Source organism: Xanthobacter dioxanivorans (assembly GCF_016807805.1).
GTDB classification, from domain to species: Bacteria; Pseudomonadota; Alphaproteobacteria; order Rhizobiales; family Xanthobacteraceae; genus Xanthobacter; species Xanthobacter dioxanivorans.
This window is the reverse complement of record NZ_CP063362.1, coordinates 2,486,355-2,502,665: the sequence shown is the minus strand read 5'-3', so window position 1 is coordinate 2,502,665 and position 16,311 is coordinate 2,486,355. Positions and strand designations below refer to the sequence as shown.

14 protein-coding genes are annotated in these 16,311 nt (G+C 64.4%); 11 read left to right on the top strand and 3 right to left on the bottom strand.

From position 1 onward, the window contains the following. Positions 1 to 6: 6 nt before the first annotated feature. Positions 7 to 1,011, bottom strand: coding sequence for an aminopeptidase (locus tag EZH22_RS11815; RefSeq protein WP_203195802.1), 1,005 nt, complete (start codon positions 1,009 to 1,011; stop codon positions 7 to 9). A gap of 335 nt (positions 1,012 to 1,346) precedes the next feature. Between EZH22_RS11815 and EZH22_RS11810 the strand changes: the two genes are divergently transcribed. The 6 genes from EZH22_RS11810 (at position 1,347) to EZH22_RS11785 (ending at position 8,979) form a co-directional block, all read left to right on the top strand. Next, positions 1,347 to 3,443, top strand: a complete 2,097-nt coding sequence (locus EZH22_RS11810) for a hydantoinase/oxoprolinase family protein (RefSeq protein ID WP_203195801.1) — start codon at positions 1,347 to 1,349, stop codon at positions 3,441 to 3,443. A gap of 2 nt (positions 3,444 to 3,445) precedes the next feature. Then, entirely contained in the window at positions 3,446 to 4,981 is a 1,536-nt protein-coding gene (locus tag EZH22_RS11805) for a hydantoinase B/oxoprolinase family protein (protein ID WP_203195800.1), read from the top strand. A gap of 68 nt (positions 4,982 to 5,049) precedes the next feature. Then, positions 5,050 to 6,000 carry a Bug family tripartite tricarboxylate transporter substrate binding protein gene (locus EZH22_RS11800; protein ID WP_203195799.1) on the top strand — a complete coding sequence of 317 codons (951 nt, stop codon included), beginning with the start codon at positions 5,050 to 5,052 and terminating at the stop codon, positions 5,998 to 6,000. Positions 6,001 to 6,065: 65 nt separating this feature from the next. Further along, complete coding sequence (locus EZH22_RS11795) at positions 6,066 to 6,509, top strand: tripartite tricarboxylate transporter TctB family protein (RefSeq protein WP_203195798.1); 444 nt, start codon at positions 6,066 to 6,068, stop codon at positions 6,507 to 6,509. Next, a complete protein-coding gene (locus EZH22_RS11790) occupies positions 6,497 to 8,002 on the top strand; it encodes a tripartite tricarboxylate transporter permease (RefSeq protein WP_203195797.1) in 1,506 nt (501 codons plus the stop codon). Before EZH22_RS11795 ends, EZH22_RS11790 begins: the two co-directional genes overlap by 13 nt. Before the next feature lie 83 nt (positions 8,003 to 8,085). Beyond that, positions 8,086 to 8,979 carry a GntR family transcriptional regulator gene (locus tag EZH22_RS11785; protein WP_203195796.1) on the top strand — a complete coding sequence of 298 codons (894 nt, stop codon included), beginning with the start codon at positions 8,086 to 8,088 and terminating at the stop codon, positions 8,977 to 8,979. Positions 8,980 to 9,161: 182 nt separating this feature from the next. On the opposite strand, the gene EZH22_RS11780 is transcribed toward EZH22_RS11785, so the two are convergent. Together EZH22_RS11780 and EZH22_RS11775 are read right to left on the bottom strand one after the other, a co-directional pair. Next, positions 9,162 to 10,391 carry an ABC transporter substrate-binding protein gene (locus EZH22_RS11780; RefSeq protein ID WP_203195795.1) on the bottom strand — a complete coding sequence of 410 codons (1,230 nt, stop codon included), beginning with the start codon at positions 10,389 to 10,391 and terminating at the stop codon, positions 9,162 to 9,164. A gap of 191 nt (positions 10,392 to 10,582) precedes the next feature. Further along, positions 10,583 to 11,263 carry a TetR/AcrR family transcriptional regulator gene (locus tag EZH22_RS11775; RefSeq protein ID WP_203195794.1) on the bottom strand — a complete coding sequence of 227 codons (681 nt, stop codon included), beginning with the start codon at positions 11,261 to 11,263 and terminating at the stop codon, positions 10,583 to 10,585. Between the two features lie 136 nt (positions 11,264 to 11,399). Between EZH22_RS11775 and EZH22_RS11770 the strand changes: the two genes are divergently transcribed. The 5 genes from EZH22_RS11770 to EZH22_RS11750 all read left to right on the top strand — a co-directional run bounded on the left by EZH22_RS11770 (position 11,400) and on the right by EZH22_RS11750 (position 16,198). After that, a complete protein-coding gene (locus EZH22_RS11770) occupies positions 11,400 to 12,068 on the top strand; it encodes an alpha/beta hydrolase (protein ID WP_203195793.1) in 669 nt (222 codons plus the stop codon). After that, entirely contained in the window at positions 12,065 to 12,316 is a 252-nt protein-coding gene (locus EZH22_RS11765) for an alpha/beta hydrolase family protein (protein WP_203195792.1), read from the top strand. Before EZH22_RS11770 ends, EZH22_RS11765 begins: the two co-directional genes overlap by 4 nt. Positions 12,317 to 12,510: 194 nt before the next feature. Beyond that, a complete protein-coding gene (locus EZH22_RS11760) occupies positions 12,511 to 13,305 on the top strand; it encodes an enoyl-CoA hydratase/isomerase family protein (RefSeq protein WP_231711432.1) in 795 nt (264 codons plus the stop codon). Between the two features lie 21 nt (positions 13,306 to 13,326). Then, on the top strand, positions 13,327 to 14,490 hold the full coding sequence (locus EZH22_RS11755; RefSeq protein ID WP_203195791.1) for an acyl-CoA dehydrogenase family protein: 1,164 nt from the start codon (positions 13,327 to 13,329) through the stop codon (positions 14,488 to 14,490). Between the two features lie 76 nt (positions 14,491 to 14,566). After that, positions 14,567 to 16,198: a class I adenylate-forming enzyme family protein gene (locus tag EZH22_RS11750; RefSeq protein WP_203195790.1), complete on the top strand. Its 1,632-nt coding sequence runs from the start codon at positions 14,567 to 14,569 to the stop codon at positions 16,196 to 16,198. Positions 16,199 to 16,311: the final 113 nt, after the last annotated feature.

Here is a 16,311-nt window from a genome sequence, read left to right as displayed (position 1 = left end):
GACGGGTTACGCGCGGCCGCTGTGAATGACGTCCGCTTCCGGCAGGAGCCACTTGCCATCCCGAAGGACGATTTCACCATCGAGCGACAGCGTCGGCTTCCACATCAGGGAATCGAAGTGCGTCAAGGTCTTCACCTCGCCGCCAAGAAGCACGCTCGTGCCGATGCCGATATGGGCGGTGCCGTAAACGCCCTCGTCGTGCAGCATGACGCCTTCCATCGGGCAATGGGGGTTCAGGCCGAAGGAAATCTGGGCGATGTTGTAGACGGCGGGGTCGCCCTGCCGCGCCAGCAGCTGGTCAAGAAAATCGGCCTGATAGCCGCCCGAGATCTTGGTGACGCGCCCGTTGGCCACGTCGAAGCGGATCGGCTCCTTCACGAGCCCCACGCCATAATAGGGGATGCTCGCATCGACGATGATGACGCCCTCGGAGGAGCCTTCGATGGGCGAGGAGCTGCATTCGATATTGGGCACGGTGGTGAAGTCGCCGGGCTTGCGGACCAGGCCGCAGTGCGGGTTGGACGGGCGGCCCTTGAGGCTGAGGCGCAGATCGGTGCCCGCGGGTGTCGTCAGGTGAACCTTGTCGCAGTTCGCGAGCAATTCCCCGATCTTGAAGCAGAGCGGCCGGATCGCCTCGAAATCGGCATTGATGCCGCCGGTCACCAGCATGTTCGGATTGAACTGGGACAACATGATGCCGCGCGCGCCGTTGCCGATGGCGGTGCGTGTCGCATAGGTGTGGGTGATCGACTGCTTGACCGGGGTAAAGAGCACGTCGGCGGCCTGCATCGCCGCCGCGACGGTCTTCGTGGGCTCCTCGCCGTCGATGGAGCGCGGCGGCATGACGACGATGTTCACCGCATCCGTCCGCTCCAGCGCGGCGGCGGCGACGGCCTCGGCAACGCGGTGTCCCGCGAAGTCGGTCACGATCACGACCTCTTCGCCCGGCTGCACATTGGCGCACGTTCCCACCAGCTTCCGGGCGCCCTTCAACATCAGCAGATTGTCCATTGAACTCTCCTTTGGGGTCCATTCGCTCCATGGAGCGACCCACCCGCATGGGGCGCACGGCGACGCCTCATCCGGGGCCCGTCCTCGGGAATATTGTTTTATATACATATATCGTACAATTCGAAAAAGCCCTCCGGAAAGAAAATTTTCGGCCCGCCCCACCGCCTGCAAGCGGCCGTTCGCCCATATTCCTGCATATTCAATGCGCAGCATGTGGCTAAATGCAGTGCAGCATGGGATTTTGCCGAAAAAGTCGCCCGCTCGCTGTTGCGACCAATTGTTTTTTGTTTATCATTTGAACGATGATGCCGACGTTAAGTCGCGAGGAGCGAGGAATGGGGTTCCGCATAGCCGTCGATATCGGCGGCACGTTCACGGATGGAGTCATCGAGATTGTCCCGGAAGGACAGATCTTCCTGGCGAAGCGGCTGACGACGCACGACAATCCGGGGGAGGCGCTGTCCGCCGTCGTCGAGGATCTGCTCGCGGCCGTGGGACATGGTGATGCCGCCTGCGCCGCGCCGAAGGTCGAGAGCGTGGTTCACGGCAGCACCCTCGTCACCAATGCGCTGATCGAGCGCAAGGGCGCGTCGACCGCGCTGGTCGCGACCGCCGGCACCGCGGACATTCTCGATATCCGCCGCGAGGTTCGCTACGACCTCTATGACCTCAACCTCGAGATGCCGCCCCCGCTCGTTCCCCGCGAGCTGAGGTTCGAGATCGGCGAGCGCATCGCCGCCGACGGAACCGTGGTGGCGCGGCCGCAGGGCGAAGAACTGGCGCAAGTCGTATCGCAGATCCGGGCGTCCGGCGTGGCGTCGGTCGCGGTCGCGCTGCTGCATTCCTGCGTCAACGCGGAAAACGAGAATGAGATCGGCCGCGCCCTTCGGGAAGCGCTGCCGGGCGTGTCCGTCAGCCTCTCCTCGCGGGTGGCCTGCGAGATCCGCGAATACGAGCGCACGACCACCACCACCGCGAACGCCTACGTGCAGCCCCTCGTCAAAGCCTATCTCGAGGAGCTCGAAGCCCGCCTCAGGCGCTCGGGCGTCGACGCGGCGCTGCGCGTTATGCTCTCGAGTGGTGGAACGACAACCGCATCGGTGGCGGCGGACATTCCGATCGCGGCGGTGGAATCCGGTCCCGCCGGAGGGGTCCTCAGCGCGGCCAATGCGGGCCGCGCCTCGGGCTTCTCCGACGTGCTCGCATTCGACATGGGGGGAACCACGGCCAAGGTCTGCACCGTCACGGGTGGGGAACCCAGCGTGGTGCATATGTTCGAAACCGCCCGGGTGCGCCGCTTCAAGAAGGGCAGCGGCCTTTCGCTGCTGGTGGCGAGCATCGACCTGATCGAGATCGGATCGGGCGGCGGCAGCATTGCGCGTGCGTCCGAACTCGGCCTCCTGACGGTGGGTCCCGAAAGCGCCGGCTCCTACCCCGGGCCCGCCTGCTACGGACTCGGCGGCACCGAGCCGGCCGTCACCGATGCGGACCTCGTCCTTGGCTATCTCAATCCGGGCTATTTCCTCGGCGGGCGGATGCGGCTCGACCTTGATGCGGCACATCGCGCCCTGGGGACCCTCGGAGAACGGCTCGGGCTTAGCGCCGAGGCGACGGCCAAGGGCATCTTCAATGTGGTGAACGAGGCGATGTCGGGCGCCGCGCGGGTCCACATCGCCGAAAAGGCGCAGGATCCGCGGCAGTTCACCCTCGTCGCCACCGGCGGCGCCGGCCCGATGCACGCGGTCGAGATCGCGCGCAAGCTTCGGGTGCCGCGCGTGCTGTTTCCCATCGCGGCGGGCACCGGCTCGTGCCTCGGCTTCCTCGCCGCGCCCATGCGGGTCGAGCGCTCCTGGTCGCGTCCGGCGCGGCTGGATGGCCTCGACTGGGATGAGATCCGGGCCGCGGTCGCGGCCATGCGCGGCACGGCAGGCGAGGAAATCTCGGTCGGCCTTCCGGCGTCCGAGACGGTCGACTGGCAGCTGCTCGTGGAGATGCGGTATCTCGGCCAGGGCGCGAATGTGACGGTGCGGTTTCCTTATCGCGAGCCCGGCGCCGACTTCGCGGCGGACCTCGTCGCGGCCTTCCACAAGAGATACGACGAGATTTACGGCGGCGTCCTTCCGGCCGGCATACCGGAAACGGTCACCTGGCGCGTCGTCGGATCGACCCGGCAGGGCGTGCGCGACTTCGTCTGGCCGTCCCGTGCCGGACCGCAGGCCAGCGTCGCTCCGAAGGCCCGCCGCCCCATCTTCTGCACGGCCGATGACGCCATGCGTGAAGTTCCCGTCTATGAGCGATACGCGCTGCCAAAACGAACAGTCCTGACGGGACCGCTCATTCTCGAAGAAGAGGAATCGACGATCGTCGTCCCCGTGGCGGCGCGTGTGGAAGTGCTGGAGAACCTCAGTGTTCTCGTGACGCTCGAGGCATGACTATGAGCAATATAGATCCCGTTACATTGGAAATACTCTGGACCCGCCTGGTCAGCCTGGTGGATGAGGCAGCGGCAACCCTGGTGAGAACGTCTTTCTCCAGCATCGTCCGCGAGTCCAACGACTATGCGGTTGTCTTGCTCGATCGGGATTGCCAGTTGCTCGCGCAGTCCAGCCAGAGCATTCCGTCCTTCATCTGCACTCTCCCGAACACCATTCGCCGCTTCCTCGATGTCTTCCCCCGCGAAACCTTGCGGCCGGGAGACGTCATGATCACCAACGACCCCTGGCTCGGCACCGGCCACCTGCCCGACATCAACGTCGCCATGCCCATATTCCGTGGCGAGGAGCTCGTCGGCTTTTCCGGCACGGTGGCGCATGCTGCGGACATCGGCGGGCGGCTGCGATCGCCCAGCACCGCCGAGCTGTTCGAGGAAGGCTTGAGGATTCCCCGTTCGAAGCTCATCTCCAACGGGTCGGTGAATGAGACGCTGGTGGCCATCATCAGGGACAACGTCCGCGTGCCCGACCAGGTCATCGGCGACCTCTGGGCCCAGGTCGCGGCGAACAGAATGCTGGGGCAGCGCCTGCTCGACACCCTGGAGGAAACGCGCTGCGACCTGCAGGTCGTCGGCAGCGAGATGCAGGCGCGCTCGGAGCTCGCCATGCGCAGCGCGATCGAAGCTGTGCCCGACGGCGTGCATGAAAACGAAATCAGCGTGGACGGGTTCGTCGAGCCGGTCACGATCCGCTGCCGCGTGGAGATCATCGGCGACCGCGTCAACGTGGATTTCGCCGGCTCCTCGCCCCAGCTTCCGCGCGCGATCAATGTCGTTCCGATCTATACCTTCGCCTATTCGGCCTACACCCTGAAGTGCGTCTTCTCTCCGACCGTGCCGAACAATGACGGCTCGTTCAGGGCGATCAAAGTTTCCGCCCCCCTGGGATCGATCCTCAATCCGCGCTTCCCCGCGGCCGTGAGCGCGCGCGCCATGACGGGCCACCTCATCCCGCCCGCCATCATGGGCGCGCTCGTCGGCATCGTTCCCGACAAGGTTTGCGCCGCGCCCGGTTCGCCGCTCTGGTGCGTCCACCTCGCCGGCGCCAACGGCGGAAAGCGCTTCGCATCGACTTTCTTCCTGAACGGCGGACAGGGAGCGACCTCGCAGGCCGACGGGCTGCCGACGCTCAGCTTCCCGAGCAACCTTTCGAATACGCCCATCGAGGTGGTGGAGACACAGGCTCCGGTTCGAATCCTGCGCCGCGCGCTGCGTGGGGGAACCGGGGGAGACGGCCGCCACCGGGGCGGCGACGGACAGGTTTTCGAAATGCTGATGCTTGGCGATGAGCCGATCACGGCGTCCTTCATGGCCGATCGCCTGAAGACGCCCGCACCCGGCCTGCTGGGCGGCGGGATGGGAGCGGTGGGGCGCGTTCTCCTCGATGGCGCGCCCATCGATCCGCGCGAAATCCAGACGATCCAGCCCGGTGCGACGCTGACGCTTGAAACGCCGGGCGGCGGGGGCTTCGGAGCCTGATCCAGACGGCCGATCGCCTGAACTCAGGCCAATCACAACCCAACAAGCACAAACCAGAGGGACTTAGAATGCGTATCGTGACACGGACAGCCTCTGTTGCTGTTGCGCTCGTCTTCTGGGCCGGCGCGGCCGGCGCCCAGGAATGGACGCCGGACAAGCCCATCCAGATCGTCGTCGGCTTCGCCCCGGGAGGGGGAAGCGATCAGGCGGCCCGCAACATCGCGGCCGCCGCGCAGGGCGATTTTCCGGTTCCGCTCGTGGTCGAGAACAAGCCCGGCGCGGCGGGCGTGCTCGCCGCCCAGACGGTCGCCAATACCAAGCCCGACGGCTACACCCTGCTCGTGGCGGGCGGATCGGAAACGACATCCGTGCCCGCCCATCGCGCCGTGCCGTATGACCCGGCGAAGGACTTCACCTCCATCATTCGCCTGACCAACAACCCCTTCTTCATCATCGTGAAGGCCGACTCCCCGTTCAAGACCGTGCAAGACATCGTCGCGGCCGCGAAGGAGAAGCCCGGAAAGATCTCCCTCGCCAATACCGGCATCGGCGGCCTGCCCCATTCCATCGGCGGCATGATCGAGAAGGCGGCGGGCGTCCGCCTGAAGGAGGTGCCGTTCCAGGGCGGCGCGCCGATCATGCAGGCGCTGCTTGGCGGGCAGGTGGACGTGGCGATGGGCGCCACCGAGGAAATCCAGGGCCAGGTGGAGGCGGGAACGATCCGCGTGCTCGCCGGCAGCGGCGAGGAGCGCTCAAGCCATTATCCCGCCGTGCCCACGCTGAAAGAACTGGGCTACGACGTTGTCGCGACCAATATGAAGGGCCTCGTCGGTCCGGCGGGACTGCCGCCGCAGGTCGTCAAGTATTTGCACGACAAGTTTCATGCCGCCATGGAAAGGGCGGTCTGGCGCAAGTTCGCGGATGCCGTGGGCGAACCGTCGAACTACACGGATGCGGCCGGCTTCGCAGCAGCGCAGAAGAGCCAGCTCGATCGCGTCCGCGCCACCATGAAGCCCTGACGCCCGAAGGCTAGCGTCCCCGGCCCCCGGGTCCGGGACGCTTCCGGATTGACCACGAGGCGCGCATGCAAATGAATCGCGATGTCATCGCCGGGTCCTTTGTCGTCCTGGTTGGCGCGACGGCCCTTCTTATGGTCTCGCACCTGCCGTTCGACGGAGAGGGGCCGTCCAGCTCGTCCTTCTTTCCCCGCCTCGTCGCCTGGATGATCCTTGGGGTGGGCGCCTTCATTGTGCTGGACGGGTTGCGAACACAGGTCGCCATGCCCCGTTGGCGGCCTCGCCCCATCGGGGCGTTGGTGGCGGGCATCCTGGCGTTTAGCCTGCTGGTCGAACCCGGCGGCCTCGTCCTTGCCGCGGGCGCCTGCGCCCTGTTGGGCTCGTTTGCGACACCTTTTCCCGACCTGAGGAAGCGAGTGGCGACCGCCGTCGTGGTCACCGCTCTGGCGGTCCTGGTCTTCAAGGTTTTTCTCAAGCTGAACCTCTCTGTGTGGCCGACATGGATCTCCTGAACAACCTCGTCTACGGCATGAGCGTCGCGCTCGCTCTGGATAACCTCGGCTATTGCCTTCTTGGCGCAACGCTCGGCACGCTGATCGGGGTGCTGCCCGGCATCGGTCCGCTGGCGACCTTTGCGATCCTTCTGCCGATCTCCTTCTATTTGCCGGCGGTCGGCGCAATCATCATGCTGGCCGGCGTCTATTACGGCGCGCAGTATGGTGGATCCATCACATCCATTCTCGTCAATATTCCCGGTGAGGCGTCGACGGTGGTGACCTGCCTCGACGGTCACAAGATGGCGTTGCAGGGGCGCGCCGGGTCGGCTCTGGCGATCGCGGCGCTCGCCTCCCTGTTCGCCGGCTGCGTCGTGACCCTCGTCGTCGCGGTCGCCGGCCCCACCCTGGTGAAGGTGGCCCTGCTGTTCGGGCCGGAGGAATATGTCGCGCTTCTCACCTTGGGCCTCGTGTCCTCGGTGCTGCTGTCCGGCGGCTCCATCGCGAAATCGATCGCGATGGCCCTGATCGGCCTGCTGCTCAGCCTCGTCGGCATGGACGTCAACACCGGAACCGAGCGCTTCACCTTCGGCATTCTCGAACTTTCCGACGGGATTGGATTCACGGCGGTCTCGATCGGACTTTTCGGCATCGCCGAGATCGCCACCAGCATCGAGGAAACCGGCGGCGCGGGACGCAGGATCGAGAAAATTCGTCGCCTATGGCCCACGGCGGACGACTTTCGCCGCTCGATCGCCCCCGTGCTGCGCGGCACCGCGCTCGGCACCATCCTCGGCATTCTGCCGGGCGGCGGCGGAACCATCGCCGCCTTCGGCGCCTACAGCCTCGAACGCAAGGTGTCCCGCCGTCCCGGCATGTTCGGGCGTGGCGCCATTGAAGGCGTTGCTGGCCCGGAGGCGGCGAACAATGCGGCGGCGCAGGCAAACTTCATTCCCATGCTCAGCCTGGGAATCCCGCCCAATGCGCTCATGGCCCTGATGCTGGGCGCGATGATCACGCACGGGATCACACCCGGGCCACAAGTCATGGTCAAGCAGCCGGAGCTCTTCTGGGGGCTCATCGCCAGCATGTGGGTCGGCAATTTTATCCTGGTGATCCTCAACCTTCCCCTGATCGGCATATGGGTTTCACTGCTGCGCATCCGGTATATCTACATGTTTCCCGGCATATTGGTGCTCACCGCCATCGGGTCCTTCGCGGAGAGCAATCGCGTCTTCGATGTTTACATCCTTATAGCTTTTGCCCTGCTTGGATACGCGGTCAAGAAACTGAACTTCCCGGTAGCCCCGCTGCTGCTGGGGCTGGTTCTCGGCGGCGCGTTCGATGAACAGCTGCGCCGGGCGCTGCTCCTGTCGGATGGCGACTGGATGACCTTCGTCCATCATCCCATCGCCCTGGGGCTGCTCATATTGACCGCCCTGCTCGCCCTGCTTATCGCTATGCCGAACATCCGACACGCAAGAGACGAGGCGCTTGCGGGGGAGGATTGAGCGAGCAACGCTGGGCGAGCCGCGCTGCTCGCCCAGCGTCCAATCGCTTTTCGCATTCCGGTGTCTGGGGATGGTGCGCACGTATGCGTGAAAAAAAGATCAGCCGGGTGCAGGAGGAGCTGGCCGCCAAGATCATCGACTTCATCCGGCGGGAGAACTTGCCGGCGGGCTATCACCTGACCGAATCTCAGCTGGTGGATGAGTTCGGCGTGTCCCGCTCTCCCATTCGCGCCGCCTTGACGGTGCTGGCCGAGAAAGGCGTCGTGACAGCAACCCCCAACCGGGGGCACTACCTGGCCCAGGGCGCCGAGGCGTTGGCCGATCTGGAGCTCGACGGTTCGCCTTCCGACGTGGCGCTCTATGACCGCATCGCCAGGGACCGGATGCGGGACAAGGTGCCTGAGCAGTTCACCGAAGCCGCATTCATGCGCCGCTACCGGGTGTCTCGAGCCCAGCTCGTGCGGACCCTGACGCGCTTGACGCAGGATGGCCTCGTGCAGCGGGGAAACGGGCATCGCTGGGTTTTCCTGGCGGTGCTCAACTCCGCCGAGGCCTATGATGCAAGTTATCGCTTCCGCGCGCTGATCGAGCCGGCCGGATTGCTGGAGCCGACCTTCAAGCTGGATGAAGCCCTGCTCGATCGCAGCCGCCATGCCCATGAACAGATCCTGAAACTCGCCAAGGCGGGGGATTTGAAGGGACGCGACGTTTTTGAGGTGAATGCCGAATTTCACGAGATCTTGGCTTCGATGTCGGGCAACCCCTTCATTCTCCAAGGCGTCCGCCAGCAAAACCGCCTTCGCAGACTGAGCGAATATTATGCCTATGATGATAGCGACCGGATCGAGATCTTAATTCAAGAACACTTCAAAATCATGGATGTCTTGCGGTCAGGAGATCGCGAATGGGCGGCGACCCTGCTTCGCCGGCACCTGGAGATCGCCCGCCGCCTTCCGCCGCCCTTCGATAACAGCTAGAGCGCTTTCGGGCGACGTGAAGACCGCCTCGCGTGAAGAAGGCCCGATCGCGCAAGGACACCGGGGCGCCGCCCCGATGTCCGTGAAACGGGGAAATGCTCCAGAGCGCGATCCGGGCAAATTTGTACCGGCAGAACCGAGAGGCCTGACGCGTCAGGCCTCTGCAAGCCCGCCATCCCTTGTCAGCCCCGCCCCTTGAGAGCCGGGCAGGCGCTTTCCGACATGGGCTTGAACGCCTCGCTGCCGGGTATGACCTTCAGCACGTTGTATACATCCCAGTCGGACGTCGATTCATTGGGCATCTTCACCTGGAGAAGATACGTGTCGTGCACGAGGCGGCCATCCGGGCGCAATGTGGCGTTGCGCACAATGTCGTCCGCGATGGGAAGCTCGCGCATCTTGGAGGTGACCACCTTGGGATCAACCGATTTCGACGCGACCACCGCCTTGAGATAGTGATAGGTTGCCGAGTATGCCCCCGCGTGGCTTATGGAAGGCATGCGGCGGTCGGGCCAGTGCTCTGCGTAGCGGGCGGACCAGCTGCGGGTCCTGTCATCGTAATTCCAGTAGAAGCTCTCGGTCAGCTGCGTGCCGCCCGCCGATTTCAGTCCGAGCGCCTTGACGTCCTGCAGGGTAAGAAACAGCGCCACCGCTTTCTGGCCGCCCTGCCAAAGGCCGAACTCCGTCGCCTGACGAATAGAGGCGACGGCGTAGGGACCCGCATTGGCGAACGCGACATAATTCGCCCCGGACGCCTGCGCCTTCAGCAGGAACGACGAAAAGTCATGCTCCTGAAAGGGGTGTCGGACCGACCCGACGACTTTCGCGCCTTGCGCATTTATGATCTCCGTGCCGTCCTTCTGCAGGGAGTGACCAAACGCGTAGTCCGCGGCCAGGAAGAACCAGCTGGTGCCTTGCTTCGCCAAAGGTTTGACGGCGCCCGCGACCTGACTGTAGGTATCCCACATCCACTGAACGGATGTGTTCGGCGAGCAGTCTTCATTCGTCAGGGCGTTGACCCCGCCCGGAAACAGCACGGTGAAACTCTGGCGCTCGCGCGCCAGCGACTGAACGGCAAGCTGGATCGACGCAACGACCACGTCTCCGATGACATTCACCCCTTCCGTGTCGACCCATTTTCGGGCGATGCTCAAGGCGACGTCGGGCTTGTTCTGGTGATCTGCCGCGATAACTTCGATCTGCATTCCATTGCATTCGGCCTTGAGGCAGTCGTCGACCGCCATCTGGGTTCCGATGATCGACCCCCTCCCGGCGAAATCCGAAAACGGACCCGACAGGTCGCTCAGCACCCCGATCTTCACGGTCATCGGCCCGTCGGCTGCCACCGCCGGGCCCTGGCTCACAGTGGCCACGGCAAGGAGTCCCGCGAGGGAAACGGCTCTGATCCGCATGCTTCCATCCCCATTTTTCTTTGCGCGCCTGCCGCCGGTCCCGCTTCAGGCGGCACGTCGAGCAGGCACCCAATTCGTGACCCGCCGTCTTTCGGACGGAAATGATTAGGTCGACCGACCAAATAATCAACCTCTCACGGTGTCAACAGAAAAGTGCGTGACGGAGACCTAATTCGCGGCGATTTGAGGCGTCACCCCTCCCGCCCCGCATGCGCATCGCCGCCATCGGCGCCGAGCCGGTCGAACCCCGCGGAAATGAACGGCAGCATGATGTCGAACATTCGCGTCAAGTCGGTCGAGGGAAGGGCGCCGTTGGAAAGGTTGTCGGTACGCCGGGTCTCAGCCGCGATGCTGAGCATGGCGCTGACCATAAAGGTAAACGCCGCCACGATTTTTTCTCTCGGACATCCCGGCAGGGTGCGCTGGAACTCGCTCAAGAAAACCGTCGCCACGGGGTCGTAGTAGGTGCCGATCAGGCTCGCCCAGCGGGCTGAATTCGCGACTCCCGATATGAGCTTCGTATAACTTGCCCAGCCCGGGTCCTCGCTGCGCGACAGATCCAGGAACGGCCATGTATAAGCATAGACGATGCGCTCGGCCGGGACCGGATTCGGCATGCATTTCCGCCTCTCCGCATGAAGAAGCTCGAGGCGCAGCCGCCCGATCTCCGTCGAGCGGCGCGAAATGAGGGTCTCGTAAAGGGCCTCCTTGCTCTGAAAGTGATAGGAAACCAGACCCGTCCGTGTTCCGGCATCTATCGCGATGTCGCGCAAGGACGTTGCATCATAGCCGCGGGCCGCGAACAAATGTTCCGCCGCGTTCAGGATACGCTCTCGGGTCGGAAGAGCCGGCACACCTTTCACTTTCTTCACGTCGCGACAACTCCAGGAGGCTTGGCGCCCCACAATCCTTCATCGTCAAAGGCGCCGCAAGCCATTGACAGGGCCGCCGCGCCTTCATAATAAATTGGTCGGTCGACCAGTTTATATCGCAGGGAGGATCGGCGACATGCAGGCCGGGAGGAAAGTTCAGTTTCGCAGCGGCGGCTACACCCTGAGCGGCGTGCTCGTGCTGCCCGAGGGGGTCAGCTCGCCCGCGCCTCTCGTCATCATGGGAGGCGGCTGGTGCTACGTGAAGGAGATCGTGCTTCCGCACTATGCCGCCGGCATCGTCGAGGCGGGCGCCGCCGTGCTCATGTTCGACTACCGGAACCTCGGCGAAAGCAGCGGCGACCGTCGTCAGCACCTCGACCCCTGGGAGCAGATCGAGGACTACCGCAACGCCATCACCTTTGCCGAGACCCTGCCCGAGATCGACAGCCAACGGATCGGCGTCTGGGGCATCAGCTACGCTGGCGGCCACGTCATCGCGCTGGCCGCGATCGACAGCCGCGTGAAGATGGCGGTCTCCAACATCCCGGTCGTGAACGGCTTTGAAACCATGAGGCGGAATCACGGATCAACGCACTTTGCCGCGCTGGAGGAGCTTTTCCTCGACGATCGCCGGAAGAGGGCGACGGGCGAGGGCGGCAGACTCCCGATGTCGTCGCTGACACCGGAGACCGAGCTATCCACCTGGCCCTTCCCCGTTGTGCATCAGGTGTTTCTTGAGATCAAGGAGCGCGAGGCCCCAATCACGAGCATTGGAGCACGATCGAGAGCACAGAAATTCTTTTGAGTTACAATATAGAATATTTCGCTAAGCGCATTTACGATAAGCCCATACTATTCGTTGTCGCCGAGGGCGACTCGATCACGCTGTGGGACCTGGAGATCGCAACGTTTCATTCCGTGCCATCCGCGCGCAAGGAATTGGCGGTCATTCCCAAGGTTTCGCACATGAGCCTTTACGCAAAGCAGGACCATCTGACGCGCGCTGGCGCGGCGGGCGCCGCCTTCATCAAGAAGCATCTGGTGGACGCCTAGAGCGCGCGCCGCCGGCTGGCGCCGCCATGCAATCCGAGGGGTCCACGCCTCACGACGCGATCGGGTGATGCCGGAGAGACGTCCGCGCGCGCACCGGACATCCGCCAAGCGACGCGCAGAAAGGCCGCTTGTGTCTCCCGGGGCCGGATCACGGGCCGGACGCATGCAAGAGCCAACACCGAACGGAGGAAACCGTGCAGTACGAAAAGTTCAAAGCGTTGAAGCTTTCGCATGACGGTGGCGTTCTCACCATCACCATGGACTGCCCCGAGAAGCTGAACGCGGTCGGTGAGCGGATGCATGAGGAGCTGGCCGAGATCTTCACCGTCGCGGCGCTCGATCCTGAGACCGATGTCATCGTGCTGACGGGTGCCGGACGCGCCTTCTCGGCCGGCGGCGACATCGAATGGATGCAGAAGATGATCGATCTCGACGGCGCCTTCGAGAAGACCGCCGCCGAGGGCCGGCGCATCGTCTTCTCGATGCTCGATTGCGAGAAGCCCATCATCGCGAAGGTGAATGGCCACGCCGCGGGCCTCGGGGCGACGCTCGCGCTCTTCTGCGACGTCATCTTCGCGTCGGAAGCCGCCAAGATCGGGGACCCTCATGTCTCGGTCGGCTTCGTCGCCGGCGACGGCGGCGCGGTCATCTGGCCTCAGCTCGTCGGCTATGCCCGGGCGAAGGAATACCTGATGACCGGAGACCTCCTGCCTGCAAGCGAGGCGGCCGCGATCGGCCTCATCAACCATGCCGTGCCCGCCGGGGAGCTCGACGCCCGCGTCGATGCCTTCGTGGCGCGCCTGCAGGCAGGGGCGAAGAAATCCATTCGATGGAGCAAGATGTCCGTCAATATCGGTTTGAAACAGATGGCGCATGCCATCATGGACACCTCGCTTTCCCTGGAGGCGCTCTCGAACAAAACTTCAGATCACCAGGAAGCGGTGAACGCATTTCGCGAAAAGCGCCCGCCGGTCTTCACCGGCCGTTGACTGGATGCAAAGGGTCGCGCGATGAACCTCGAAGAACCCGAACATATCGCGATGATACGCGACACCGTCCGTCGCTTTGTCGAGACGGAGATGCCGCGCGACCAGGCCCGCAGATGGGACAAGGAAAACCACTTTCCGCGTCACGTTTTCGACCGGCTTGCCGGGCTGGGGATGATGGGGCTCACGGTGGACGAGGAGTATGGCGGCGCGGGGCGGGACATTCCTGCCTGCATGGTCGTCATCGAGGAGCTGTCGCGCCGAAGCATGGCGGTGGCGGTCCCCTACATCATGTGTGCGTGCTATGCGGGGATGAACCTTGCCGAATGCGCCTCGCCCGAGCAGAAGGCGGAGCTTCTGCCGAAGGTCGCGGCCGGCCAGCTCCTTTTCGCCTATGGCTGGTCCGAGCCGGATGTCGGCGCGGACCTCGCCTCGGTGAGAACCAGCGCGGTTCGTGACGGAGACGCCGTCATCATTTCCGGCGCCAAGCGCTTCTGCTCGGGCGCCGCCCTCTCCGACTACATCTTCACCCTGGTGCGCACCGGCCCGGCCAACGAGCGGTACCACAACCTCTCGCTCATCCTCGTTCCTCCGAACGCGCCCGGCGTAAGCATCACGCAGATCGACTGCATGGGCATGAAGGGAGCCGGAACAACGGATGTCCTGCTCTGCGACGTGCGTGTGCCGCTCGCGAACGTCATCGGCGGCGCGGCGGGCTGGAACCGCGGGTGGGACTTCATCGTGGGATCGGGCCTCGACGTGGAAAAGCTCGAAGTCGCCGCCATGGCATTGGGCATCGCCGCCGCTGCCTATGACGACTCCTGGAATTATGTTCAGGAGCGCGCCCAGTTTGGCCGCCGCATCTGCTCCAATCAGTCCGTCCGTCACCTGCTCGCGGACATGCGGACGGCCCTGCATGGCTCGAGGCTCATGATGGCCCATGCGTCCCAGCTGGCCCAGGACAACAAGACGTGCAGGCTGGAGACCGCCATGACCAAGCTGCACGTCTGCGAGGTCGGTCGCAGGGTCGCCCTGGATGCCCAGACCATCTTCGGCGCCTATGGCTACGCCAAGGAATACGACGTCGAACGGTATGTTCGCGAAAGCCTGCTGATGCCGATCATTGGAGGATCGGCGGCGATTCAGCGAAATAACATCGTGAACTGGATGGGCCTTCCGAAGGCATAGCAGGCGCCGGCGGGCCGACTTCTTTCGCGCCCGCCGTGTGTCGGCAAGTCTCACGCCCGGTACCAAGAGGAACATCATGGGTACCCACTCCTTCACCTTGCCGCTGCCGGAGTCCATCGCGTGGCGCACGCCGCTCGCCCTGCTTGACCGCAATGGTGCCCTGTACCCCGACAAGCTCGCCCTGGTGGCTCCCAGCCTCGCCCCGACGGGCGAGGCGCGCCTGACCTATGGAGCGCTCGCCCGGCGGGTGGATCAGGCTGCGGCAGCCCTGCGGGAAGCCGGCCTGGCGAGCGGAGATCATCTGGGCATCCTGATGACGAACACCGCCGCCGCCGAATATGTCACGACGGCATTGGGGGCCATGCGCGCCGGCGCCATCGTCGTGCCCCTGAATGCGCGGTTTGCGCTTCCGGAACTTTGCGCCGCGATCGCGGACATGGAATGCACGTTTCTTGTCCACGAGGCCTCCCATGACGCTGCGGCCGGCCATCTTGCGGAGGCATTTCCGGCGCTCTCGGGCCGGGTGATCAGGATCGGCGTCGACGGGGACTGGGCCGCGCGCCTCGACCGGGCTCGGGTGAGGCCTGAAGAGTTCCCGCGGGTGCAGGAGAACGATGTGGCGGATATCTTGCTGACATCCGGAACCACGGGCCGCCCCAAAGGCGTAATGCTCACCCATGCCAATGCGGTGGCGACCGGAATCGCGGTTGCCGGCGCCCTCTCCCTGGGACCTGAAGACACGTACCAGAGCCCCTTTCCCCTGTTCACGTCGTCGGGCTTCCACTTCAACATCATGGCGACGCTGTGGGCGGGCGCGACACTGGTCATCGAGCCGGCGGTCGATGTGGAAGCGACGCTGGCGCGCATGACACGGGAGCGAACAACGGTCTATTGCGCGGTACCGGCGATCTACATCTTCATGCTGGACGCTTTCGACCCCGGGCGGCACGACGTTTCCGCCATGCGGGTGTTCGATTATGGCGGCGCCCCGATGGCGCGGGAGGTCATTCGGCGCCTCGCCGAGGCATTCCCGCATGTCGAGCTGCGCCAGACCTACGGCCTCACCGAAGCCGGGCCGACGGGCACCTTCCTCGCCGGCCGCGACGCGCTGCGCAAAATCGGCTCGGTCGGCATGGGAATGCCCCTGTGTACGGTCGACGTCGCCCGTCCGGACGGCAGCCGCGCCGACGACGATGAAATGGGCGAGCTGGTGATGCGTGGTCCCGCGGTGTCCCAGGGCTATTATAAAAATCCGAAGGCGACCGCCGCGACGTTTCACGATGGCTGGCTATGGACCGGCGACTATGGGCGGCGCGATGCGGAGGGATATCTCTATTACATGGATCGTAGGAAGGACGTCATCATCCGGGGTGGTTTCAACATCACCTCGACGGAAGTGGAGAATGCGATCTTCGAGCATCCCGGCGTCAAGGAGGTGGCGGTGGTGGGAATTCCGCACCAGAAGCTCGGCGAAGACCTGTGCGCCTTCATCGTGCCGAAAACATCCAATCCCGCGACGGATGAGCTCTCCGCCTTCGTGGCCGAACGAATTGCGGACTTCAAGGTGCCCCGACGCTGGATTTTCGTGAGCGAGCTGCCGCGCAACCCGACCGGCAAGATCCAGAAGCACCTCCTCCGCGCGCGCGCCGAGCTGCAATTGGGGATCAATGCCGGATCAGGTGGTTCCGGAAGCGTGGACAGGACCTAGCCCGGCTTCGGCCAAGTCGGATGGCATCATGCGCGCCCGGGCGGCTTCCCGCGTCCGAACGCTTGCGATTTAACCCCCGGACGGCGCGAAAGTCGCGGAGCCCCGAATCCGGG

Excerpts from the sequence above, each read along its gene's own strand:
- EZH22_RS11815 (WP_203195802.1), bottom strand. The coding sequence starts at position 1,011 with ATGGACAATCTGCTGATGTTGAAGGGCGCCCGGAAGCTGGTGGGAACG.
- EZH22_RS11810 (WP_203195801.1), top strand. The coding sequence starts at position 1,347 with ATGGGGTTCCGCATAGCCGTCGATATCGGCGGCACGTTCACGGATGGA.
- EZH22_RS11805 (WP_203195800.1), top strand. The coding sequence starts at position 3,446 with ATGAGCAATATAGATCCCGTTACATTGGAAATACTCTGGACCCGCCTG.
- EZH22_RS11800 (WP_203195799.1), top strand. The coding sequence starts at position 5,050 with ATGCGTATCGTGACACGGACAGCCTCTGTTGCTGTTGCGCTCGTCTTC.
- EZH22_RS11795 (WP_203195798.1), top strand. The coding sequence starts at position 6,066 with ATGCAAATGAATCGCGATGTCATCGCCGGGTCCTTTGTCGTCCTGGTT.
- EZH22_RS11790 (WP_203195797.1), top strand. The coding sequence starts at position 6,497 with ATGGATCTCCTGAACAACCTCGTCTACGGCATGAGCGTCGCGCTCGCT.
- EZH22_RS11785 (WP_203195796.1), top strand. The coding sequence starts at position 8,086 with ATGCGTGAAAAAAAGATCAGCCGGGTGCAGGAGGAGCTGGCCGCCAAG.
- EZH22_RS11780 (WP_203195795.1), bottom strand. The coding sequence starts at position 10,391 with ATGCGGATCAGAGCCGTTTCCCTCGCGGGACTCCTTGCCGTGGCCACT.
- EZH22_RS11770 (WP_203195793.1), top strand. The coding sequence starts at position 11,400 with ATGCAGGCCGGGAGGAAAGTTCAGTTTCGCAGCGGCGGCTACACCCTG.
- EZH22_RS11755 (WP_203195791.1), top strand. The coding sequence starts at position 13,327 with ATGAACCTCGAAGAACCCGAACATATCGCGATGATACGCGACACCGTC.
- EZH22_RS11750 (WP_203195790.1), top strand. The coding sequence starts at position 14,567 with ATGGGTACCCACTCCTTCACCTTGCCGCTGCCGGAGTCCATCGCGTGG.